General features: G+C 61.0%; 22 protein-coding genes and 1 other RNA gene. 17 read left to right on the forward strand and 6 right to left on the reverse strand.

Annotated features, from left to right (window positions below; all coding sequences use genetic code 11):
- Positions 1 to 75: 75 nt before the first annotated feature.
- Positions 76 to 972 (reverse strand): GlxA family transcriptional regulator, encoded by an 897-nt coding sequence (locus tag AC07T0_RS07840; RefSeq protein WP_495000788.1) that lies wholly within the window; start codon positions 970 to 972, stop codon positions 76 to 78.
- Positions 973 to 1,234: 262 nt separating this feature from the next.
- On the opposite strand from AC07T0_RS07840, the gene AC07T0_RS07845 reads away from it, so the two are divergent.
- The gene (locus tag AC07T0_RS07845; protein WP_495000626.1) at positions 1,235 to 2,371 is read left to right on the forward strand and encodes an acyl-CoA dehydrogenase family protein; all 1,137 of its coding nucleotides are present in this window, start codon (positions 1,235 to 1,237) and stop codon (positions 2,369 to 2,371) included.
- Positions 2,372 to 2,544: 173 nt separating this feature from the next.
- Here AC07T0_RS07845 and AC07T0_RS07850 read toward each other — a convergent pair whose 3' ends face one another.
- Positions 2,545 to 3,585, reverse strand: coding sequence for an NADP(H)-dependent aldo-keto reductase (locus tag AC07T0_RS07850; RefSeq protein ID WP_495000627.1), 1,041 nt, complete (start codon positions 3,583 to 3,585; stop codon positions 2,545 to 2,547).
- A 245-nt stretch (positions 3,586 to 3,830) separates the two neighbouring features.
- Here AC07T0_RS07850 and rplM point away from each other — a divergent pair, with 245 nt between their 5' ends.
- The 7 genes from rplM (at position 3,831) to AC07T0_RS07885 (ending at position 8,759) form a co-directional block, all read left to right on the forward strand.
- Positions 3,831 to 4,259, forward strand: coding sequence for a 50S ribosomal protein L13 (gene rplM, locus AC07T0_RS07855; protein WP_191486125.1), 429 nt, complete (start codon positions 3,831 to 3,833; stop codon positions 4,257 to 4,259).
- Positions 4,260 to 4,273: 14 nt separating this feature from the next.
- Positions 4,274 to 4,666 carry a 30S ribosomal protein S9 gene (gene rpsI / locus AC07T0_RS07860; protein WP_495000628.1) on the forward strand — a complete coding sequence of 131 codons (393 nt, stop codon included), beginning with the start codon at positions 4,274 to 4,276 and terminating at the stop codon, positions 4,664 to 4,666.
- A 276-nt stretch (positions 4,667 to 4,942) separates the two neighbouring features.
- Positions 4,943 to 5,539, forward strand: a complete 597-nt coding sequence (petA, locus tag AC07T0_RS07865) for a ubiquinol-cytochrome c reductase iron-sulfur subunit (protein WP_495000629.1) — start codon at positions 4,943 to 4,945, stop codon at positions 5,537 to 5,539.
- Positions 5,539 to 6,750: a cytochrome b gene (locus AC07T0_RS07870; protein WP_100941287.1), complete on the forward strand. Its 1,212-nt coding sequence runs from the start codon at positions 5,539 to 5,541 to the stop codon at positions 6,748 to 6,750. The genes petA and AC07T0_RS07870 overlap by 1 nt, the downstream gene beginning before the upstream one ends.
- Positions 6,750 to 7,532: a cytochrome c1 gene (locus AC07T0_RS07875; protein ID WP_495000630.1), complete on the forward strand. Its 783-nt coding sequence runs from the start codon at positions 6,750 to 6,752 to the stop codon at positions 7,530 to 7,532. The genes AC07T0_RS07870 and AC07T0_RS07875 overlap by 1 nt, the downstream gene beginning before the upstream one ends.
- 184 nt (positions 7,533 to 7,716) lie before the next feature.
- A complete protein-coding gene (locus AC07T0_RS07880; protein WP_495000631.1) occupies positions 7,717 to 8,334 on the forward strand; it encodes a glutathione S-transferase N-terminal domain-containing protein in 618 nt (205 codons plus the stop codon).
- 11 nt (positions 8,335 to 8,345) lie between these two features.
- Positions 8,346 to 8,759, forward strand: a complete 414-nt coding sequence (locus tag AC07T0_RS07885; RefSeq protein WP_495000632.1) for a ClpXP protease specificity-enhancing factor — start codon at positions 8,346 to 8,348, stop codon at positions 8,757 to 8,759.
- A gap of 166 nt (positions 8,760 to 8,925) precedes the next feature.
- Here AC07T0_RS07885 and AC07T0_RS07890 read toward each other — a convergent pair whose 3' ends face one another.
- The 4 genes from AC07T0_RS07890 to AC07T0_RS07905 all read right to left on the reverse strand — a co-directional run bounded on the left by AC07T0_RS07890 (position 8,926) and on the right by AC07T0_RS07905 (position 12,416).
- On the reverse strand, positions 8,926 to 9,504 hold the full coding sequence (locus AC07T0_RS07890; protein ID WP_495000633.1) for a BON domain-containing protein: 579 nt from the start codon (positions 9,502 to 9,504) through the stop codon (positions 8,926 to 8,928).
- Positions 9,501 to 10,094: a phosphoheptose isomerase gene (locus tag AC07T0_RS07895; RefSeq protein WP_040070768.1), complete on the reverse strand. Its 594-nt coding sequence runs from the start codon at positions 10,092 to 10,094 to the stop codon at positions 9,501 to 9,503. The genes AC07T0_RS07890 and AC07T0_RS07895 overlap by 4 nt, the downstream gene beginning before the upstream one ends.
- A 139-nt stretch (positions 10,095 to 10,233) precedes the next feature.
- Positions 10,234 to 10,605, reverse strand: a complete 372-nt coding sequence (locus AC07T0_RS07900; protein WP_495000634.1) for a YraN family protein — start codon at positions 10,603 to 10,605, stop codon at positions 10,234 to 10,236.
- Positions 10,605 to 12,416, reverse strand: coding sequence for a penicillin-binding protein activator (locus AC07T0_RS07905; protein ID WP_495000635.1), 1,812 nt, complete (start codon positions 12,414 to 12,416; stop codon positions 10,605 to 10,607). Before AC07T0_RS07905 ends, AC07T0_RS07900 begins: the two co-directional genes overlap by 1 nt.
- Before the next feature lie 236 nt (positions 12,417 to 12,652).
- Between AC07T0_RS07905 and rsmI the strand changes: the two genes are divergently transcribed.
- From rsmI to mraY, 9 genes are all read left to right on the forward strand, one after another.
- Positions 12,653 to 13,507 (forward strand): 16S rRNA (cytidine(1402)-2'-O)-methyltransferase, encoded by an 855-nt coding sequence (rsmI, locus tag AC07T0_RS07910; RefSeq protein ID WP_495000789.1) that lies wholly within the window; start codon positions 12,653 to 12,655, stop codon positions 13,505 to 13,507.
- Positions 13,508 to 13,639: 132 nt separating this feature from the next.
- Positions 13,640 to 13,993, forward strand: an RNA gene (gene rnpB, locus AC07T0_RS07915) — RNase P RNA component class A.
- Between the two features lie 310 nt (positions 13,994 to 14,303).
- A complete protein-coding gene (gene mraZ / locus AC07T0_RS07920) occupies positions 14,304 to 14,759 on the forward strand; it encodes a division/cell wall cluster transcriptional repressor MraZ (RefSeq protein WP_100941295.1) in 456 nt (151 codons plus the stop codon).
- Positions 14,756 to 15,703, forward strand: coding sequence for a 16S rRNA (cytosine(1402)-N(4))-methyltransferase RsmH (gene rsmH, locus AC07T0_RS07925; protein ID WP_370868312.1), 948 nt, complete (start codon positions 14,756 to 14,758; stop codon positions 15,701 to 15,703). Before mraZ ends, rsmH begins: the two co-directional genes overlap by 4 nt.
- A complete protein-coding gene (gene ftsL, locus AC07T0_RS07930; RefSeq protein ID WP_040070760.1) occupies positions 15,700 to 15,993 on the forward strand; it encodes a cell division protein FtsL in 294 nt (97 codons plus the stop codon). Before rsmH ends, ftsL begins: the two co-directional genes overlap by 4 nt.
- A complete protein-coding gene (locus tag AC07T0_RS07935; protein WP_495000790.1) occupies positions 15,993 to 17,729 on the forward strand; it encodes a peptidoglycan D,D-transpeptidase FtsI family protein in 1,737 nt (578 codons plus the stop codon). The genes ftsL and AC07T0_RS07935 overlap by 1 nt, the downstream gene beginning before the upstream one ends.
- On the forward strand, positions 17,729 to 19,192 hold the full coding sequence (locus AC07T0_RS07940) for a UDP-N-acetylmuramoyl-L-alanyl-D-glutamate--2,6-diaminopimelate ligase (protein WP_495000636.1): 1,464 nt from the start codon (positions 17,729 to 17,731) through the stop codon (positions 19,190 to 19,192). The genes AC07T0_RS07935 and AC07T0_RS07940 overlap by 1 nt, the downstream gene beginning before the upstream one ends.
- Positions 19,185 to 20,567 (forward strand): UDP-N-acetylmuramoyl-tripeptide--D-alanyl-D-alanine ligase, encoded by a 1,383-nt coding sequence (locus AC07T0_RS07945; RefSeq protein WP_495000637.1) that lies wholly within the window; start codon positions 19,185 to 19,187, stop codon positions 20,565 to 20,567. Before AC07T0_RS07940 ends, AC07T0_RS07945 begins: the two co-directional genes overlap by 8 nt.
- Entirely contained in the window at positions 20,567 to 21,649 is a 1,083-nt protein-coding gene (mraY, locus tag AC07T0_RS07950; RefSeq protein ID WP_495000638.1) for a phospho-N-acetylmuramoyl-pentapeptide-transferase, read from the forward strand. Before AC07T0_RS07945 ends, mraY begins: the two co-directional genes overlap by 1 nt.
- Positions 21,650 to 21,651: the final 2 nt, after the last annotated feature.

Below are 21,651 nucleotides of genomic sequence, written 5' to 3' on the forward strand. Positions count from 1 at the left end.
GGCAGGGCGCTGTGGTAATTAATTATGCAAGGTCGCGCGCCTGTTTCCGCTAGTGTCGAAACAGGCGCACGGGCTTCATGCCGCTTGCTGGAACTGCTGGCGATACTGGTTGGGGGACAGCTCGGTGTGCTGGCGGAACAGGCGCGCAAAGAAGCTGGCATCGTCATAGCCGACTTCGTAGCTGATGGTCTTGATGCTCTTGCGAGTGCCCGAAAGCAGGCCCTTGGCGGTCTCGATACGCAGGCGCTGCAGGTAGTGCAATGGCTTGTCGCCGGTGGCGGTCTGGAAGCGGCGCATGAAGTTGCGAATGCTCATGCCGTGTTCCCGGGCGACATCCTCGAAGCGGAACTTGTCGGCGAAATGCTCTTCGAGCCACTGCTGGATCTGCAGGATGATCACGTCCTGGTGCAGCTTCTGTCCGCCGAAGCCGATACGCCCCGGGGCGTAGCTGCGCTGGACCTCATAGAGGATATCGCGGGCCACGGCCTGGGCGACATTGGCCCCGCAGAAGCGTTCGATCAGGTAGATATAGAGGTCGCAGGCCGAGGTGGTGCCACCGGCGCAGTAGAGATTGTCGGCGTCGGTCAGGTGCTTGTCCTGGTTCAACTGGACGTTGGGGTAGCGCTCGCTGAAGGCGTTGAAGAACCGCCAGTAGGTAGTTGCTTCCTTGCCATCGAGCAGGCCAGCTTCGGCCAGCCAGAACACTCCGGTGGCCTCGCCGCAGAGCACGGCGCCGCGGGCATGCTGTTCGCGCAGCCAGGGCATGACTTGCGGGTAACGCCGACAGAGGGTTTCGAAGTCGTCCCAGAACGCCGGCAGGATGATCACATCAGCATTTTCCAGGCCGCCGTCGACCGGCAGGATCACATCGCTGAAGCTGCATACCGGTTTGCCGTCGGGACTGACCAGGCGGGTTTCGAAGGCCTTGGTGAGGCCTTGGCCGAGCTGTTTGCCATAACGCAGGCTGGCCAGGTGGAAGAAATCCTTGGCTTGCATAAGAGTGGAAGCGAATACCCGGTCGATAGCCAGGATGCTGACGCGCCGCAAGGGCGTGGAGAGTGGATTAGCCATAATTCCATTGTTCTTATTAGCGGAAAGTTCTTATAGGGGAAAGTGGTCAACAGACGGCTGGATCGTCTTATTTTTTGGCGCATGTGTCCAGTGTTACCCGGCAAAACACTGGCATAGGCTCTACAGGCCAATCCCGGCCTCAGTGTCCTTGCAGGTAGCCCCGATGATTCCCAGAACCCTGTTCAGTTCCGAGCACGAGCTGTTTCGCAGCAGCGTGCGCAAGTTTCTCGAGCAGGAGGCGGCGCCCTTCCATGCGCAGTGGGAGAAACGCGGCTATATCGACCGCGAGCTGTGGAACAAGGCGGGCGCGCAGGGGATGCTCTGCTCCCATCTGCCGGAGGCTTATGGCGGCATGGCGGCGGACTTTCTCTACAGTGCCGTGGTGATCGAGGAGATCAGCCGACAGGGCTTGAGCGGCATCGGTTTTTCCCTGCACTCGGACATTGTCGCGCCTTATATCCTGCATTACGGCAGTGAGGCGCTGAAGCTCAAGTACCTGCCCAAGCTGGTGTCCGGCGAGATGGTCACGGCCATTGCGATGACCGAACCGGGAGCCGGTTCCGACCTGCAAGGGGTGAAGACCACGGCGCTGCTGGACGGCGACGAGTATGTGCTCAATGGCTCGAAGACCTTTATCACCAACGGCTTTCTCGCCGACCTGGTGATTGTCGTCGCCAAGACCGATCCGCAAGCCGGGGCCAAGGGTACCAGCCTGTTCCTGGTCGAGGCCGATACACCGGGGTTCGCCAAGGGCAAGCGCCTGGAAAAGGTCGGCATGAAGGCCCAGGACACCTCCGAGCTATTTTTCCAGGATGTGCGGGTGCCCAGGGAGAATCTGCTCGGGCAGGCCGGGATGGGGTTTGCCTATCTGATGCAGGAGTTGCCCCAGGAACGCCTGACGGTGGCGATAGGCGGCCTGGCATCGGCCGAGGCGGCGTTGCAGTGGACGCTGGAATACACCCGCGAACGCAAGGCTTTCGGCAAAGCCATTGGTGACTTCCAGAACACCCGCTTCAAGCTGGCGGAAATGGCCACCGAGATCCAGATCGGCCGGGTGTTTGTCGACCGCTGCCTGGAGTTGCACCTGCAAGGCCAGCTCGATGTACCGACGGCGGCGATGGCCAAGTACTGGGGCACCGACCTGCAATGCAAGGTGCTCGACGAATGCGTGCAACTGCATGGCGGCTATGGGTTCATGTGGGAATACCCGGTGGCCCGGGCCTGGGCGGATGCGCGGGTGCAGCGCATCTATGCCGGGACCAATGAGATCATGAAGGAGATCATTGCCCGGTCGCTTTGACGTCTTGGGTGGGTTTGCGAAGTGTGGTTATAGCCTTAAGGGCCTCTTCGCGGGCAAGCTCCGCTCCCACAAAGTCCGGGTTGTGCTCAAGATCTGTGCACGACCGAAAACCTGTGGGAGCGGAGCTTGCCCGCGAAGACGTAGGAACAGGCGCCGCCTGATCCGCAGGCCAGTTACGGCGCCGGGTTCGGGTGATCCTTGTGGATCGCCTCGATGCCCGCCAGCACTTCGTCCGATAGTTTCAGATTGGCGCTGGCAATGTTGCTGTCCAACTGCTCCAGCGTCGTTGCCCCGATGATGTTGCTGGTGACGAACGGTTGCTGGGTCACAAACGCCAGGGCCATCTGCGCCGGGTCCAGGCCGTGCTCACGGGCCAGGGCGACATAACGGCTGCACGCTGCTTCCGATTGCGGGTTGAAATACCGGCTGAAGCGGCTGTACAGGCTCAGGCGCGCCTTGTCCGGCCGCGCGCCGCCTTCATACTTGCCCGACAGGAAGCCGAACGCCATCGGCGAGTAGGCCAGCAGGCCGCACTGTTCGCGCAGGGCGACTTCCGCCAGGCCGACTTCGAAGCTGCGGTTGAGCAGGTTGTAGGGGTTCTGAATCGACACCGCCCGTGGCCAGCCGCGGCGCTCGGCTTCAAGGAGGAATTTCATGGTGCCCCACGGGGTTTCGTTGGACAGCCCGATATGGCGGATCTTGCCGGCCTTGACCTGCTCGTCGAGGGCTTCGAGGATGTCCTCGATCGGGGTGAAGCTTTCATCGGCCTTGTGCTTGTAGCCCAGTTGGCCGAAGTAGTTGGTGCTGCGCTCGGGCCAGTGCAACTGGTAGAGGTCGATCCAGTCGGTCTGCAGGCGCTTGAGGCTGGCATCCAGGGCTTCGACGATATGCTGGCGGTTATGCTTGAGCTGGCCGTCGCGGATATAGCCGATGCCATTGCCGGGACCGGCGATCTTGCTGGCCAGGATCCAGTCGGCACGGTCGCCGCGCTGCTTGAACCAGTGACCGATCATGCGCTCGGTGCTGGCGTAGGTTTCAGCCTTGGGCGGCACCGGGTACATCTCGGCGGTGTCGAGGAAATTGATGCCAGCGGCCTTCGCCCGTTCGATCTGGGCAAAGGCTTGATCCTGGGTGTTTTGCTCGCCCCAGGTCATGGTTCCCAGGCAAATTGCGCTCACATTCAGATCGGTCTGACCTAGCTGACGGTATTCCATTGGCGGCTCCTGTGGGAAAACACCCATAAAAGCAGGTTGAAATTTTTTTGGCAATCTGCATAATTACGCACCTCTTTATGCAGTGGAAGTGATGCGCCGCCGCCAAAGAATCTTGCCGTTGAACGGACGCGCCGACCCGAGCCCCCGAAAGCGTCTGTATCCGGCTGCCTTTGACCTTGTCAAAGTACGCACTATTCAGTAAGATCCGCCGTCTTATTTACAGGCGGCCCCTGAGGCTATAAAGAATGAAAACTTTTACTGCTAAACCGGAAACAGTTAAGCGCGACTGGTTTATCGTCGACGCTGCTGGTCAGACCCTGGGTCGTCTGGCCACCGAAATCGCGAGCCGCCTGCGTGGCAAGCACAAAGTCGAATACACTCCGCACGTTGACACCGGTGACTACATCGTTGTTATCAATGCCGAGCAAGTACGCGTTACCGGTGCTAAAACCACCGACAAAATGTACTACTCCCACTCCGGTTTCCCGGGCGGCATCAAGTCGATCAACTTTGAAAAGCTGATCGCCAAGGCCCCTGAGCGCGTGATCGAGACCGCGGTCAAAGGCATGCTGCCTAAGAACCCGCTGGGTCGCGACATGTACCGTAAGCTGAAAGTCTATGCGGGCGCTGTCCACCCTCATACTGCTCAGCAGCCCCAAGAACTGAAGATTTAACGGAATAGTTCATTATGTCGGCGACTCAAAATTACGGCACTGGCCGTCGCAAGACTGCAACCGCACGCGTTTTCCTGCGTCCGGGTACTGGCAACATCTCCATCAACAACCGCACCCTGGAGACGTTCTTCGGTCGCGAAACTGCCCGCATGGTAGTTCGCCAACCGCTGGAACTGACTGAGACTACCGAGAAATTCGATATCTACGTCACTGTCATCGGTGGTGGTGTAAGTGGTCAAGCTGGCGCAATCCGCCACGGTATCACTCGCGCTCTGATGGACTACGACGAGACTCTGCGCGGTGCGCTGCGCAAAGCCGGCTTCGTAACCCGCGATGCTCGTGAAGTTGAACGTAAGAAAGTCGGTCTGCGTAAAGCGCGTAAGCGTCCGCAGTACTCGAAGCGTTAATTCGGTCCTCGTACCGTTTTACGTTTCAGTTCTACGTTTTAAAAAAAGCCCGGTTTCCTTGTGGAACCGGGCTTTTTTGTGGGCGAAATATTTTCCTGTGACAACTTGCCACATCCGTAGACCCCCTATACTACAAGGCTTGGGGCAAGGTGGGGCTGGTAATTACCTTGTCAGACGTGGGGCTTTTCATTACCATTCGGCAAAATTTATAAGTACAAAGTTTTACTTAGTAGACGCCTGATTTAACAGGCCACAAAGCTGATGGGAGAGGACTGAATGAGTAGCAATGACGGCGTGAATGCAGGCCGGCGTCGCTTCCTCGTAGCAGCCACATCCGTGGTAGGAGCTGCAGGAGCGGTGGGGGCTGCGGTCCCGTTCGTGGGGTCATGGTTTCCCAGTGCCAAGGCGAAAGCCGCGGGGGCACCGGTGAAGGTGAATATCAGCAAGATCGACCCCGGACAGCAGATGATTGCTGAGTGGCGAGGTCAACCGGTTTTTATCGTTCACCGTACCCCAGAGATTCTGGGCAATCTCGCCAAGATCGAGGATCGCTTGTCCGACCCCGACTCCAAGGATTCTGTACAACCCACCTATGTTGACCCCAAGAACCGTTCGATCAGGCCAGAGCTGCTGCTGCTGATCGGGATCTGTACGCACCTGGGGTGTTCACCGACCTTCCGTCCGGAAGTGGCGCCCGCCGATCTGGGAAAAGATTGGGTCGGTGGCTATTTCTGCCCTTGCCATGGTTCTCACTACGATCTGGCTGGCCGTGTCTACAAGTCGCAACCCGCGCCTTTGAACCTGCCGGTTCCGCCGCATTCCTATGAGTCCGACACGATAATTGTGATTGGCGTCGATACGGAGAAAGCGTGATGAGCAAGTTCATGGATTGGGTCGATGCGCGTTTTCCCGCGACCAAGATGTGGGAAGACCATCTCAGCAAGTATTACGCTCCGAAGAATTTCAACTTTTTCTACTTTTTTGGCTCCCTGGCGCTGCTGGTGCTGGTCAATCAGATCGTCACTGGTGTCTGGCTGACCATGAGCTACACCCCGTCGGCGGAAGAAGCTTTCGCTTCCGTCGAATACATCATGCGCGACGTCGAGTACGGCTCGATCCTGCGCCTGCTGCACTCCACCGGCGCTTCGGCGTTTTTTATCGTGGTCTACCTGCACATGTTCCGTGGCCTGCTCTACGGTTCGTACCAGAAGCCCCGTGAGCTGGTGTGGCTGTTCGGCATGCTGATCTACCTGGCGCTGATGGCCGAGGCCTTCATGGGCTACCTGCTGCCGTGGGGGCAGATGTCCTACTGGGGCGCCCAGGTGATCATCTCGCTGTTCGGTGCCATCCCGGTCATCGGCAACGACCTGACCCAGTGGATTCGTGGTGACTACCTGATTTCCGGGATCACCCTGAACCGCTTCTTCGCCCTGCACGTGGTGGCCCTGCCGATCGTGATCCTCGGCTTGGTGGTGCTGCACGTACTGGCGCTGCACGAGGTCGGTTCGAACAACCCGGACGGCGTCGACATCAAGAAGCACAAGGATGAAAACGGCGTACCGCTGGATGGCATTGCCTTCCATCCGTACTACACCGTGAAGGATATCGTCGGTGTGGTGGTGTTCCTGTTCATCTTCTGTTCCATCGTGTTTTTCTTCCCGGAAATGGGCGGTTATTTCCTCGAAAAACCCAACTTCGAGGTGGCCAACGCCTTCAAGACCCCTGAGCACATTGCCCCGGTCTGGTACTTCACGCCGTTCTACGCGATCCTGCGGGCCGTTCCGGACAAACTCATGGGCGTCATGGCCATGGGCGCGTCGATCGCCGTACTGTTCGTCCTGCCGTGGCTGGACCGTAGCCCCGTCAAGTCCATGCGCTACAAGGGCTGGCTGAGCAAAATCTGGTTGTGGGTGTTCTGCATCGCCTTCGTCACCCTTGGCTGGCTGGGGGTGATGCCGCCGACACCGGAGCGCACGCTGCTGTCACGGATCTGCACGGTCCTGTACTTCGCCTACTTTATTCTGATGCCGTTCTATACCCGGCTCGAGAAGACCAAACCGGTTCCGGAAAGGGTGACTGGCTGATGAAAAAATTATTTGCAGTCTTGATGTTTGCGGCCCTGCCGCTGCTGTCCTTCGCCGCTGAGCATGGTGGTCCGGAACTGGAAAAAGTCGATATCGACGTTTCCGACAAGGCCGCCATGCAGGATGGTGCGCGGACCTTTGCCAACTATTGCATGGGTTGTCACAGTGCCAAGTTCCAGCGCTATGAGCGTGTCGCCGATGACCTGGGGATTCCCCATGACGTGATGCTCAAGAACCTGGTGTTCACCGGCGCCAAGATCGGCGACCACATGACCATCGGCATGCAGCCAGCCGACGCCAAGGCCTGGTTCGGCGCGGCTCCTCCCGACCTCACCCTGGTAGCCCGGGTGCGCGGTACTGACTGGCTCTACGGCTACCTGCGGTCCTTCTACGAAGACCCGACACGTCCCTGGGGCGTGAACAACAAGGTCTTCCCGAACGTCGGCATGCCCAACGTGCTGGTGGGGTTGCAGGGACGTCAGGTCGTCGGTTGCAAGCAGGTTCAAATCGTCGAGGACGGCAAGAAGCAGTATGATCCGCTGACCGGTACGGCTTTGACCCATGAAGCGTGCGACCAGCTGACCATCGTGCCGAAAACCGGTGCCTTGAACGAAGAGCAATTCGACGAGAAGGTCAAGAACCTGGTGACCTTCCTGGCCTACTCGGCCAACCCGGTGAAGCTGGAGCATCAGCGCATCGGTACCTACGTTTTGCTGTACCTGGCCTTCTTCTTCGTGTTCGCTTATCTGCTCAAGCGCGAATACTGGAAGGATGTGCATTGATAACGTTGTAACATAGCTGTCAATCGTGCGCGCCCAAGGGTGCCTCTGAAGATGTAGCCAGCAAGGACGGGTGGGTGAACCGGCAACGGTCTCACCCTCTGTTTGTTTCGTGGCTGCGGGAGGCTTGTCTTGGGCGCGCTCGTTTTTCTGTTTTCAATAATTTCAACAAGCGAGGAGGACCGCCATGGGCGTGACCAACCGGTTGGCCTGTTACTCCGACCCCGCCGACCACTATTCCCACCGGGTGCGCATCGTGCTCGCGGAGAAGGGTGTCAGCGCCGAGATCATTACTGTGGAAGTGGGGCGTCAACCGCCGAAGCTGATCGAAGTGAACCCTTACGGCAGCTTGCCCACCCTGGTCGATCGTGACCTGGCGTTGTGGGAGTCGACCGTGGTGATGGAATATCTGGATGAGCGTTACCCGCATCCGCCGCTGCTGCCGGTTTATCCCGTGGCGCGGGCGAACAGTCGTTTGCTGATCCATCGCATTCAGCGCGATTGGTGTGCGCTGGTGGATCTGATTCTGGATTCGCGCAGCAAGGAGCCGGCGCGGGTGCAGGCGCGCAAGGAGTTGCGCGAGAGCCTGACAGGGGCGTCGCCGCTGTTTGCCGACAAGCCATTTTTCCTGAGTAATGAGCAAAGTCTGGTGGACTGCTGTCTATTGCCGATACTCTGGCGTCTGCCGATTATGGGTATTGAATTGCCGCGGCCTGCAAAGCCGTTGCTCGATTATATGGAGCGCCAGTTTGCGCGTGAGGCTTTCCAGGCAAGCTTGTCTGGTGTCGAACGCGATATGCGCTAAGGAGCTGTTTTATGAACTCCAGTCGCCCTTATTTGGTTCGTGCGCTGTACGAATGGATAGTGGATAACGATTGTACGCCGCACATACTGGTCAATTCCGAGTACCCCTCGGTCCAGGTGCCGCAAGGTTTTGCCAGCGACGGGCAAATCGTCTTGAACGTTTCGCCCAGTGCAGTGCGTCACTTGCACATGGACAACGAGGCTGTCAGCTTCGAAGGGCGTTTCGGCGGTGTACCGCATACGCTTTACGTGCCGATCAGTGCCATTCTCGGGATCTACGCCCGGGAGAATGGCCAGGGCATGGTGTTCGAGTTGGAAGCGCCCCTGGAGGATGACGATGGGGTCGAGCCGGATGACGACGGTCCGCCGCCGGGTTCCGAGCCGCCGCGTCCTAGTGGTCGGCCAAGCTTGAAGGTTGTGAAGTAATAAAAAAGGCGCCTGCATCCGAGGCGCCTTTTTTACATCTGTATTTCGGCTGGATCGCGATCCTGTAGGAGCTGGCTTGCCGGCGATGAGGCCAGTCAACCTTGCGTCGCCTGATCGGCCGCCATCGCCGGCAAGCCGGCTCCCACAGTTAAGCGTAAGGGCTGGGTCAGTCGATGTACTCGAACAGTTTGACGATCTTCTGTACGCCGCTGACGCTCTGCACCAGGTTGGTGGCGCGAGTGCCTTCGGCCTGGGTGACCAGGCCCAGCAGGTAGACGATGCCGTTCTCGGTGACGACCTTGATGCGCGAGCCGGGAATGGCGTTGTCGGTCAGCATCTGGGTCTTGATCTTGGTGGTCAGCCAGCTGTCGCTGCTGCGGGCTGCCAGCGAGGACGGTTCGAGGACCTGCAGTTCGTTGTTGACCTTCTTCACCCGCTGGACCGCGGCGGCGGCCTGTTCGGCCTTGGCCTTGAGGTCTTCGCGTGGGGTCTGGCCAGCCAGCAGGACAATGCCGTTATAGCTGGTGACGACAATGTGCGAGCCGTTTTCCAGGCCAGGGTCGGCCTTGGCGACGTTGACCGCCACCTTGGTATCGATCAGCGAGTCATCGATCTTGCTGCCCAGGGTGCGGGTTCCGCGATCGTCGTTGATCGGTTCGTCGCGGGTGGCGGTCAGTACCGAACTGCAGCCGCTGAGGCCCAGGCACAGGGTCAAGGCCAGCAGGCTAAGGCGATTGATGGTCATTCTTCACTCCCGAACAATTGGCTGTCGATCAGATCACAGAGGCAATGGATCGCCAGCAGGTGGACTTCCTGAATACGTGCGGTGACGTTGGCCGGGACGCGAATCTCGACATCTTCGGGCAGCAGCAGGGAAGCCATGCCGCCGCCGTCGCGTCCCGTCAAGGCTACGACAATCATTTCGCGATCATGTGCGGCCTGGATGGCTTGAATAATGTTGGCGGAGTTGCCGCTGGTGGAAATTGCCAGCAGGACGTCGCCCGGTTGGCCCAGTGCGCGGATCTGTTTGGAGAAGACTTCGTTGTAGCTGTAGTCGTTGGCGATCGAGGTGAGGGTCGAGCTGTCGGTGGTCAGGGCAATGGCCGGCAGGCTCGGGCGCTCGCGCTCGAAACGGTTGAGCAGTTCCGAGGAAAAGTGCTGGGCATCGCCGGCGGAGCCGCCGTTGCCGCAGGAGAGCATTTTGCCTTCGTTGAGCAGGGCATTGACCATGACCTGGCTGGCTTGCTCGATGTGAGGTGCAAGAACGTCCATCGCCTGTTGCTTGGTGTCGATACTGGCCTGGAAAAGCTGGCGAATTCGGGATTGCATGTCCATCTATGTGACCTTAAGTAGGGCGGCTGGTCGAGCGCAGACCGGGTTTTCCCGGTGGCTGCCCGGCACAAGAATGTGCAGCCCGCAAAGCAATAGAGCAAAAATCGGTGAGTGAAAAGAGTAACCGGGCCGACAGCCTGGATCAGCTGTCGAAGGCATTCCTTAGCCAGTTCAGCTGGGGTGTCGCGTCGACCGGGCCGTCTATGGCCACCACGTCGAAGCGGCAGGGGCAATGGGCCCAGCGTGACTCGCGTTGCAGGAAATACTGCGCGGCGAATATTACCTTCTTGCGCTTGCGGGCATCGATGCTGCCCAGTGCGCCACCCCATTGGGTGTTTTTCCTGTAACGAACTTCGACGAATACTACTGTATCGCCGTCGAGCATGACCAGATCAAGCTCGCCCCGTTTACATGTCCAGTTCTGCGCCAGCAGGCGCAGACCCTGTTGTTCGAGATGCCGCCGCGCGAGGGACTCGGCCTCCTTGCCGTGTTCCAGGTGCGCGGCGGGGGCCATCAGCGTGGCGTGTCCGGCAGGCGCTGGACCTGGCCGCTGACGAACTGGGCCCAGGGCAATTGGCGTTCAATCCGTTGCGCCGGGTCCATGCTCAAGCTGCCCGAGAGGCCTTCGATACGGCTGTCGGGCAGGGCCTTGAGTTGGCCCAGGCGCGGTGCCAGGCGATAGGCGTCGACACCCATGGCGTACAGGCGACCGAGGGCGCCGCCGGCTTGTGGCCATTGTGTGGTGACCTGCTTGCGCAGCGGGTCGTTGGCGTCCAGCAGCCAGGGAGTTTCGCAGAAGCGCACGCCGTTCATGTCGTTGTACTGATTCTGGTCGCCGGTGGCACTGAACACGTGGGAGGTGGCGTATACCGGCACATCGCCGGCGTACTGGAAGTTCAGGGTCGGTTTGATCTGCTGCGCCTGTTGCGGTGTCGCGGCGAGGAAGATGAACTCGATGTCCTGGCGTCGCGACGGTTGGGCGGCAACCTGGCCACCTACGGTGCTTTGCAGGCTCTTGGCGCGACCTTCGCTCTGACGCAACTGGAACAGCTCGGCAATCTGCTGGGCCAGGGCGACCGGTTGATCGACGCGCTCGATACCGACCACGGTGCCGCCGTTGGCTTCCCAGTTCTGGCGGAAGGCCTTGAGCACGCGATCACCCCATTCGCCTTTCGGCACCATGGCGGCAGCGCGGTGCAGGCCGTCGGCGCGGGCACGACGGGCCACTTCGCGGGCTTCGTCTTCGGCGGCGAGGCCGAACTGGAACAGTTGCGCCGGGTTCTGCGCGCTTTCGCTGTAGTTCAGTGCCAGGGTGGTGATCGGCAATTGCGCGCGGGCGCTGAGTTGCTTGACCAGCGGCTTCTCCAGTGGCCCGATCACCAGTTGCACGCCGGAGGCCTGCGCCTTGCGATAGAAGTCATCCAGGGAGGTGAGACGCGAGCTGTCGTAGAACTCGATGACCGGCGGCTTCTGGCCAGCCTGCTGGGCCTGGTAGTGAGCGGCCATGAAGCCTTCACGCAGGGCCTTGCCGACCGAGGCCAGCGGACCTTCCTGAGGCAGCAGCAGGGCGATCTTGCTCAGTGGCTGGCTGGCCAGCTCCTTGAGTTTCACCAGGGGCAGCGGCAATTGCACGGCGGCCGGGTGCTTGGGGTTCTGCGCGCGCCAGGTGTCGATAGCCGTCTGCTGTTGCTCCAGGGTGCCGGACGATTTCACCGCCAGCGCCAGGCTCAGCCAACCGCTGAGGTCGTCGTTGCCGGTGGGTTGCAGCTGGTCGGTCGGCAGGGCCGCGATCAGTGCCCAGATGGCTTCGTGGTTGTTCTTCGCCGCATCGCCACTGAGCAGCGGGGCGATAAAGATGCGCTCGCGGGCGGCGGCCAGGGTCTGGCCATCGGCTTCGAGGGCGCGGGCGCGCACGGTCTGGGTGCGAACCTGCTGGTCCACCGGCAGTTCACTGAGGCGCTCCAGGCTCGGATGGCTCAATGCAGTCAGTGCCGCCTTGGGCTGGTTGCGGGTCATGGCCAGTTCGGCCGCCAGGGTACTGGCGTACACCTGTTGCGCCGGTTTGAGGGGCTCCAGGGGCACCTGCGCGAGAATCTGCGCGGCACGCCCGCTGTCTTTCTGGCGGTAGGCCAGGTCGGCAGCGGTCAGGCGCAGCAAGGCGGCTTGTTCCGGCGTCTTGCTGGAAGCCGCCTGCTCGAGCAATTGCTCGATGCTGGCATTCGGGGTCCGTGGGAGTTCGCCAAGGCTGGAAGAGGGCGAGCTGGCGCAAGCCGCCAGCAAGGCAGCGAGGCAGAGGGCAGAGAACAGCCGCAGGCAAGCGATCATGTAGTGTTCCTGATACTCGATCATATGAGCGTGGAATTGTACCCAAGCACTGGCCGGGGCGCGATGTTACTGGCGTGAAACGGTCAAATTAGGTCGTACAAAGCGTGTCACGGCACTCGAATCGCTCGCCTTTCAGGCCCGCGCTCGCCGTTGTGAAGCATATCGGCAGGGCCGCTACGCGCTACAATGGCGTTTTCGTTCTTCTCGAGGTGTGCGCTTTGACTGCTCCAGGTGCTTTGAATTCCGCTGTCGGCTCGCTTTATGTGGTGGCGACGCCCATTGGCAACCTGGATGACATCAGTGCGCGGGCAATGAAAGTGCTGCGCGACGTGTCGCTGATTGCCGCGGAAGACACCCGCCACTCACTCAGATTGCTGCAGCACTTCGGGATTGCGACACCGCTTGCGGCCTGTCACGAGCACAACGAACGTGACGAAGGCAGCCGTTTCATCGCCAAGTTGCTGGCGGGCGAGGACGTGGCCCTGATCTCCGATGCGGGCACGCCGTTGATCTCCGATCCCGGTTATCACCTGGTGCGCCAGGCGCGGGCGGCAGGTATCAGTGTAGTGCCGGTTCCCGGCGCCTGCGCGTTGATCGCCGCGCTCTCGGCGGCGGGGCTGCCGTCGGATCGCTTCATCTTCGAAGGTTTCCTACCGGCCAAAGCGGTGGGACGTCGGGCTCGCCTGGAGTTGCTGAAGGAAGAGTCGCGCACGCTGATCTTCTATGAAGCACCGCATCGGATCCTTGAGTGCCTGCAGGATCTGGAGACGGTCTTCGGCGCCGAGCGCCCGGCGCTGCTGGCCCGTGAGCTGACCAAAACCTTCGAGACCCTCAAGGGCTTGCCGCTGAGCGAGCTGCGCGGCTTTGTCGAGGCGGACGCCAATCAGCAGCGCGGCGAGTGCGTGGTGCTGGTCGCCGGTTGGACCGCGCCGGAAAACGACGACGCGGTCGGCGGCGAGGCGATGCGCGTCCTCGACCTGTTGCTCCAGGAGATGCCGCTCAAGCGTGCCGCGGCCCTGGCGGCGGAAATCACTGGGGTGCGGAAGAACCTGCTGTATCAGGTGGCGCTGGATCGGCAGAAAAATACCTGACTGATTAGGCTGTAGGTTGGATCCTATGCAGGTGTGGGATCCGGCCTGGCGCTGTTTGCCGGGACAGTGCCCGGCGGCGAAACGGCTTTAAAGCTTGTCCTTCAGGGCATGTGCCGGTAACCTTCGCGGCGGAGAGTCGATTGGACAGTCGCTGCCCCCTATGAAAATTAGGGGGGGGAGGAAAGTCCGGGCTCCATAGGGCGGAGTGCCAGGTAATGCCTGGGAGGCGTGAGCCTACGGAAAGTGCCACAGAAAATAACCGCCTAAGCGCTTCGGCGCCGGTAAGGGTGAAAAGGTGCGGTAAGAGCGCACCGCACGGCTGGCAACAGTTCGTGGCTAGGTAAACCCCACTCGGAGCAAGACCAAATAGGGTTCCAAGGCGTGGCCCGCGCTGGAACCGGGTAGGTTGCTAAAGATGTCCAGTGATGGCCATCGTAGAGGAATGACTGTCCTCGACAGAACCCGGCTTACAGATCGACTCTCCACCTCTTTCCTTCCCTGCACGCAATCGCTGGCAGAAGCGCATTTGTAATACCGAAAAAATCTTACTCTTCATAAATCACTTTAACTTCCGAACTCAAAATTCTGAGTGCGTTGAAGTTCGTCTCCGGAAACACTCTCCCGATTGTCGAATTACCTCCCTTTATGCTCCTAAATCTCCGATCTGTAAGGCTTTTCCTTAAGACCGCGCCTTGACGGTGTGGTGGGCGCATTCCTATAGTGTGCGCAAGTGGCGGAAAGTGGCATGAAGTGGGTTTTTTTGACGTAAAACGCTAATATTTGGAGAAACGCAGCTGTGTTTCGCGGAGCCAACGCTATCAGTCTCGATGCAAAGGGCCGTCTCGCTATGCCGAGCCGGTACCGTGACGAGCTCGTTTCGCGTAGTTCCGGCCAATTGATCGTGACCATTGATGCCGTGGACCCCTGTCTGTGTGTGTACCCGCTCGACGAGTGGGAGCTGATTGAAACCAAACTGCGGGCATTGCCGTCGTTGCGGGAAGAGAACCGCCGGCTGCAGCGTTTGCTGATTGGTAATGCCGTCGACCTCGAACTCGACGGCAGCGGCCGTTTCCTGGTGCCGCCACGCCTGCGCGAGTACGCGAAGCTGGACAAGCACGCGATGCTGGTAGGCCAACTGAACAAGTTTCAACTGTGGGACGAGGACGCCTGGAACGCTGTATCGGCAGCGGACCTGGCGGCCATTCAACAACCGGGCGCCATGCCTGATGAACTGCGTGATCTGATCCTGTGACTATTGATAGCGGCTTTAACCACATCACCGTACTGCTTGACGAAGCCGTCGAGGCTCTCGCCGTACGTCCTGATGGCTGCTATCTGGATGGCACCTTCGGTCGTGGCGGGCATAGCCGGCTGATCCTCAGCAAGCTCGGGCCGGGTGGCCGACTCCTCGGATTCGACAAGGATCCACAGGCGATTGCCACCGGGCAAGCGCTAGCGGCCGAAGACGGCCGCTTTGTCGTTGTGCAGCGTAGCTTTGCCGAACTCGGTTCGGAAATCGTCGAGCGCGACATGGCTGGCAAGGTCAACGGCATCCTGCTCGACCTGGGTGTGTCGTCGCCGCAGCTCGACGATCCGGAGCGTGGCTTCAGTTTCATGAACGACGGTCCGCTGGATATGCGCATGGACCCGTCCCGTGGCATCAGTGCCGCCGAGTTCATCGCCACCGCGCCGGCTGAAGAAATTGCCCGGGTGTTCAAGGAATACGGCGAAGAGCGTTTCTCCGGACGCATGGCCCGGGCCGTGGTCGAGCGGCGTGTCATCAAGCCCTTCGAGCGCACCGCCGACCTGGCCGAAGTGCTGAAGGTCGCCAACCCGGCCTGGGAAAAGGGCAAGAACCCGGCGACCCGTGCGTTCCAGGGCCTGCGCATCCACGTTAACAACGAGCTGGGCGATCTGGAAACCGGCCTCGAAGCGGCGCTCGACGCCCTGGAAGTCGGCGGTCGCCTGGTAGTGATCAGTTTCCATTCGCTGGAAGACCGCATCGTCAAGCTGTTCATGCGCCGCCTGGTCAAGGGCGAAAGCGACAACCTGCCGCGTAACCTGCCGGTCCGCCACCAGGCTTTCGAGCCGCGGATCAAAGTGCATGGCAAGGCCCGGTTCGCCTCCGAAGCCGAGCTCAAGGCCAATCCACGTGCGCGCAGCGCAGTCATGCGCGTCGCGGAGAAGTTGCGGTGAGCAAGCTGTACGCCAAGCCACTTCCCGGCGGAAGCTTTTTCATGTTCCTGCTATTTATCGCCGTGCTGGTCTCCGCCATCGGCGTGGCCTACAGCGCGCACTGGAATCGCCAGTTGCTCAACTCGCTCTACAACGAACTGAGCGTGCGCGACAAGGCTCAGGCCGAATGGGGTCGGCTGATTCTTGAGCAGAGCACCTGGACCGCCCACAGCCGGATCGAAACCCTGGCCACCGAACAACTGAAGATGCGCATTCCCAGCCCATCTGAAGTCAGGATGGTGGCGCCATGATGAAACTCGAAGGCGCGCTCTATCCCTGGCGCTTCCGCGTGGTGCTCGGCGCACTGGCGATCATGGTCGGCTATATCTGCTGGAAGATCGTCGACCTGCAGGTCATCGACCGGGCGTTCCTGATCGGCCAGGGCGATGCCCGGAGCATGCGGCATATCCCGATTCCGGCGCACCGTGGCCTGATCACCGACCGTAATGGCGAGCCCCTGGCCGTCAGTACCCCGGTGACCACGCTGTGGGCCAACGCCAAGGAAATGCAACTGGCCAAGGATCGCTGGCCGGCGCTGGCGATGGCGCTCGGGCAGGACCCGAAGCTGTTGACCGAACGCCTGGAACAACAGGCCAATAAAGAATTCATCTACCTGGTCCGTGGCCTGACCCCGGAGCAGGGCCAGTCCGTGCTCGACCTCAAGGTCCCCGGCGTCTACGGCATCGAGGAGTTCCGGCGGTTTTACCCGGCCGGTGAAGTGGCGGCCCATATGGTCGGCTTTACCGACATCGACGACCACGGTCGCGAAGGGGTGGAGCTGGCCTACGACGAGTGGCTGGCCGGGGTGCCCGGCAAGCGCCAGGTGATCAAGGACCGGCGCGGCCGGCTGATCAAGGATGTCCAGGTCACCAAAAACGCCAAGGCCGGCAAGCCCTTGGCGTTGTCCATTGACCTGCGCCTGCAATACCTGGCCAACCGCGAGCTGCGCAACGCCCTGGTGGAAAACGGCGCCAAGGCCGGCAGCCTGGTGATCATGGACGTGAAGACCGGCGAGATCCTTGCCATGGTCAACCAGCCGACCTACAACCCCAACAACCGACGCAACCTGCAACCGGCGATGATGCGCAACCGCGCGATGATCGACGTGTTCGAGCCGGGTTCGACGATGAAGCCCATCTCCATGAGCGCGGCCCTGGAAACCGGACGCTGGAAACCCAGCGACACGGTGGAGGTCTATCCGGGCACCCTGCAATTGGGCAAGTACACCATTCGTGACGTGTCCAAGACCGAAGGCCCGGTGCTCGACCTGACCGGCATCCTGATCAACTCCAGTAACGTCGGTATGAGTAAGGTCGCCTTCGATATCGGCGGCGAAGCGATTTTCCGCGTGATGCAGAAAGTCGGCCTGGGCCAGGACACCGGCCTCGGCTTCCCCGGCGAGCGGGTTGGCAACCTGCCGAACTACCGTGAGTGGCGCAAGGCCGAGACCGCGACCCTGTCCTACGGCTACGGCCTGTCGGTGACCGCGATCCAGCTGGTGCACGCCTTCTCGGCCCTGGCCAACAACGGCAAGATCGTGCCGCTGACCCTGATCAAGTCCGACAAGATTCCCGACGGTACCCAGGTTATCCCGGAAAATGTCGCCAAGACCATGCAAGGTATGTTGCAACAAGTGATCGAGGCCCCACGCGGTGTCTGGCGCGCCAAGGTCCCGGCCTATCACGTGGCCGGCAAGTCGGGTACGGCGCGCAAGACCTCGGTGGGCACCAAGGGCTATGAAGAAAACGCCTACCGTTCGCTGTTCGCCGGTTTCGGCCCGATGAGCGACCCGCGCTACGCCATCGTGGTGGTGATCGACGAACCGAGCAAGGCCGGTTACTTCGGTGGTCTGGTCTCGGCCCCGGTCTTCAGTAAAGTCATGTCCGGCACCCTGCGCCTGATGAACGTCATCCCCGACGACTTGCCGACAACGCCCCAACAGCAAGCCGTTGTCGCGCCTGCCCCGGTTAAAGGAGGGCGTGGTTAATGTCCCTGAGCCTGAACAAGATTTTTGCCCACGCTGGTCGCGATCTGCTGATTCGCGAGCTGGCGCTCGACAGCCGTAAAGTCCGTGCCGGCGACCTGTTCCTGGCGGTGCCGGGCGGCAAGGTCGACGGTCGCAACCATATCGCCGACGCCTTGCAGCGTGGCGCGGCGGCGGTCGCCTATGAAGTCGAAGGCGCCACGGTGTTGCCGATTACCGATGTGCCGCTGATTCCGGTCAAGGGCCTGGCCGCGCAACTTTCCGATATCGCCGGGCGGTTCTACGGCGATCCGAGCCGTCACCTGAACCTGGTGGGCGTGACCGGAACCAATGGCAAGACCAGTGTCAGCCAGTTGATCGCTCAAGCCCTGGACCTGTTGGGCCAGCATTGCGGCATTCTCGGCACCCTGGGCACGGGTTTTTACGGCGCGCTGCACAGCGCCGTGCTCACCACGCCGGACCCGATTGCCGTGCAGGCGAGCCTGGCCGACTTGAAGAAAGCCGGGGCCAAGGCCGTGGCCATGGAAGTGTCTTCCCACGGTCTGGATCAGGGCCGGGTGACCGCGCTGGCGTTCGACGTGGCGGTGCTCACCAACCTGTCTCGCGATCACCTGGATTATCACGGCACCATGCAGGCCTACGGCGCGGCCAAGGCCAAGCTGTTCGACTGGACCGACCTGAGCTGTCGCGTCATCAATATCGACGATGAGTTCGGTCGTCAGCTGGCGGCGGAAAAACACGAATCGCGCCTGGTGACCTATAGCCAGGAAGACCCGAGTGCCTACCTGTATTGCCGCGACGCGCAATTCAGCGACGAAGGCGTACGCGCCACGCTGGTGACGCCGCAAGGCGAGCATCACCTGCGCGGTGCCCTGCTCGGACGTTTCAACCTGAGCAATCTGCTGGCGGCGATCGGTGCCTTGCTGGGCCTGGATTACCCGCTGGACGAGATCCTGCGTGTGTTGCCTCAGCTCGAAGGTCCGGCCGGTCGCATGCAGCGCCTGGGTGGCGGCTCCCGGCCATTGGTGGTGGTCGACTACGCCCACACCCCGGATGCCCTGGAAAAAGTCCTGCTGGCCCTGCGTCCGCACACTAAGGGCCAATTGCTCTGCCTGTTCGGCTGTGGCGGTGACCGCGATCGCGGCAAGCGTCCGCTGATGGCGGAAGTGGTCGAGCGTCTGGCCGATGTAGTGCTGGTCACCGATGACAATCCACGTACGGAAACCCCTTCGCGGATTTTCGACGATATCCGTGCCGGCTTCGTCGCTGCGGACAAGGTCCGTTTTGTCGCCGGTCGCGGTCCGGCCATCGCCGAACTGATTGCCGGCGCCTCGGCCGATGACGTGATCGTCCTGGCCGGCAAAGGTCACGAGGACTATCAGGAAATCAATGGCCAGCGCCATGACTTCTCCGATCTGGTCGAGGCCACCAAGGCCCTGGACGCCTGGGAGGTCGCGCATGCTTGAAGCGATGAAACTCAGCGAAGTGGCCAATGCGCTGTCGGCGCGTCTGGTGACGGCCGATGCCAGTTTCAATGGCGTGAGCATCGACAGTCGGGCGATTCAGCCGGGCCAGTTGTTTGTCGCGCTGGCCGGACCGCGTTTCGACGGTCACGATTATCTGGACGATGTCGCCGCCAAAGGTGCCGTTGCGGCGCTGGTCGAGCGTGAAGTGGCCGGCAGCAAGCTGCCGCAGTTGCTGGTTGCCGACAGTCGTCTGGCTCTGGGTCAGTTGGGCGCCCTGAACCGCGCTGGGTTTACCCGGCCGGTGGCGGCCGTCACCGGCTCCAGCGGCAAGACCACGGTCAAGGAACTGTTGGCGAGCATCCTGCGCACCCGTGGCCTGGTCTTGGCCACCCGCGGCAACCTGAACAATGACCTGGGCGTGCCGCTGACCCTACTCGAACTGGCCCCGGAACACAGTGCCGCGGTCATTGAACTGGGGGCGTCGCGCGTCGGCGAAATTGCCTATACCGTTGCCATGACCCGGCCACAGGTCGCTATCTTGAACAATGCCGGAACTGCCCATGTCGGCGAGTTTGGCGGCCCCGAGAAGATCATCGAGGCCAAGGGCGAGATCATTGAAGGGCTGCCGGCCGATGGCGTCGCGGTCCTCAACCTGGATGACAAGGCTTTCGGCATCTGGAAAACCCGTGCCGCCGGTCGAAAAGTCCTGAGCTTTGCCCTCGAAAACACCGCCGCCGATTTCCATGGCGGACAGATTTCCCGTGATCCACGCGGCTGCCCGGGGTTCGAACTGCACGGTCCGCTGGGCAGTGCCCGGGTCCAACTGAACCTGCTGGGCACCCACAACGTCGCCAATGCCCTGGCCGCCGCGGCCGCCGCCCATGCCCTTGGCGTGTCCCTGCCGGGCATCGTCGCTGGGCTGGAAGCGGTGCAGCCCGTCAAAGGCCGCGCCGTGGCGCAATTAGCAACCAATGGCATTCGTGTCATTGACGACACGTACAACGCCAACCCTGCCTCAATCGCCGCCGCCGTTGATATACTCGCCGGCTTTTCCGGCCGCACCGTTCTGGTGCTCGGAGATATCGGCGAGTTGGGCGAGTGGGCGGAGCAAGGACATCGTGAAGTAGGCGCTTATGCCGCCGACAAGGTTTCAGCGCTGTATGCGGTGGGACCGATGATGGTTCATGCCGTCAACGCCTTTGGTCCACACGCCCGTCATTTCGCCACCCAGGCCGATCTGATCGAAGCACTGGGCGCTGAGCAAGACACGGACACCACCATTTTGATCAAGGGTTCGCGCAGCGCTGCGATGGAAAACATCGTGGCGGCTTTGTGTGGGCCCGCTTCTGACGAACACAAGGGAGAGAAACATTAATGCTGCTGCTGCTAGCGGAGTACCTGCAACAGTTCTACAAAGGCTTCGCGGTCTTTCAGTACCTGACCCTGCGCGGGATTCTCGGGGTGCTGACCGCGCTGTCTCTGTCGCTGTGCCTGGGTCCCTGGATGATCCGTACGTTGCAGCATCGTCAGATTGGTCAGGCCGTGCGTAACGATGGCCCGCAATCGCACCTGTCCAAGTCCGGTACGCCGACCATGGGCGGTGCCTTGATTCTTTCGGCCATCGGCATCAGCACCTTGCTCTGGGCCGACCTGCACAACCGTTATGTCTGGGTGGTGCTGTTGGTCACCCTGCTGTTCGGCGCCGTCGGCTGGGTCGACGATTACCGCAAGGTGATCGAGAAGAACTCCCGTGGTTTGCCGAGCCGCTGGAAATATTTCTGGCAATCGGTGTTCGGCCTCGGGGCGGCGATCTTCCTGTTCATGACCGCGCAAACCCCAGTGGAAACCACCCTGATCGTGCCGATGCTCAAGGATGTCAGCATCCCGTTGGGTGTCGGCTTCGTGGTCCTGACCTACTTCGTCATCGTCGGCTCGAGCAACGCGGTCAACCTGACCGATGGCCTCGACGGCCTGGCGATCATGCCGACGGTGATGGTCGGCGGCGCACTGGGGATCTTCTGCTACCTGTCGGGTAACGTGAAGTTCGCCGAATACCTGCTGATTCCTTATGTTCCGGGCGCGGGCGAACTGATTGTGTTCTGCGGCGCGCTGATCGGTGCCGGCCTGGGCTTCCTCTGGTTCAACACCTATCCGGCGCAGGTCTTCATGGGCGACGTCGGCGCACTGGCGCTGGGCGCGGCCCTGGGCACCATCGCCGTGATCGTGCGCCAGGAAATTGTCCTGTTCATCATGGGCGGGGTGTTCGTGATGGAAACCCTGTCGGTGGTGATCCAGGTCGCTTCCTTCAAATTGACTGGCCGCCGTGTATTCCGCATGGCGCCGATCCACCACCACTTTGAACTCAAGGGTTGGCCCGAGCCACGGGTGATCGTCCGTTTCTGGATTATCACCGTGATCCTGGTGCTGGTCGGCCTTGCCACCCTGAAGCTGAGGTAGAG

Source organism: Pseudomonas sp. GW821-FHT04D07, assembly GCF_059420225.1.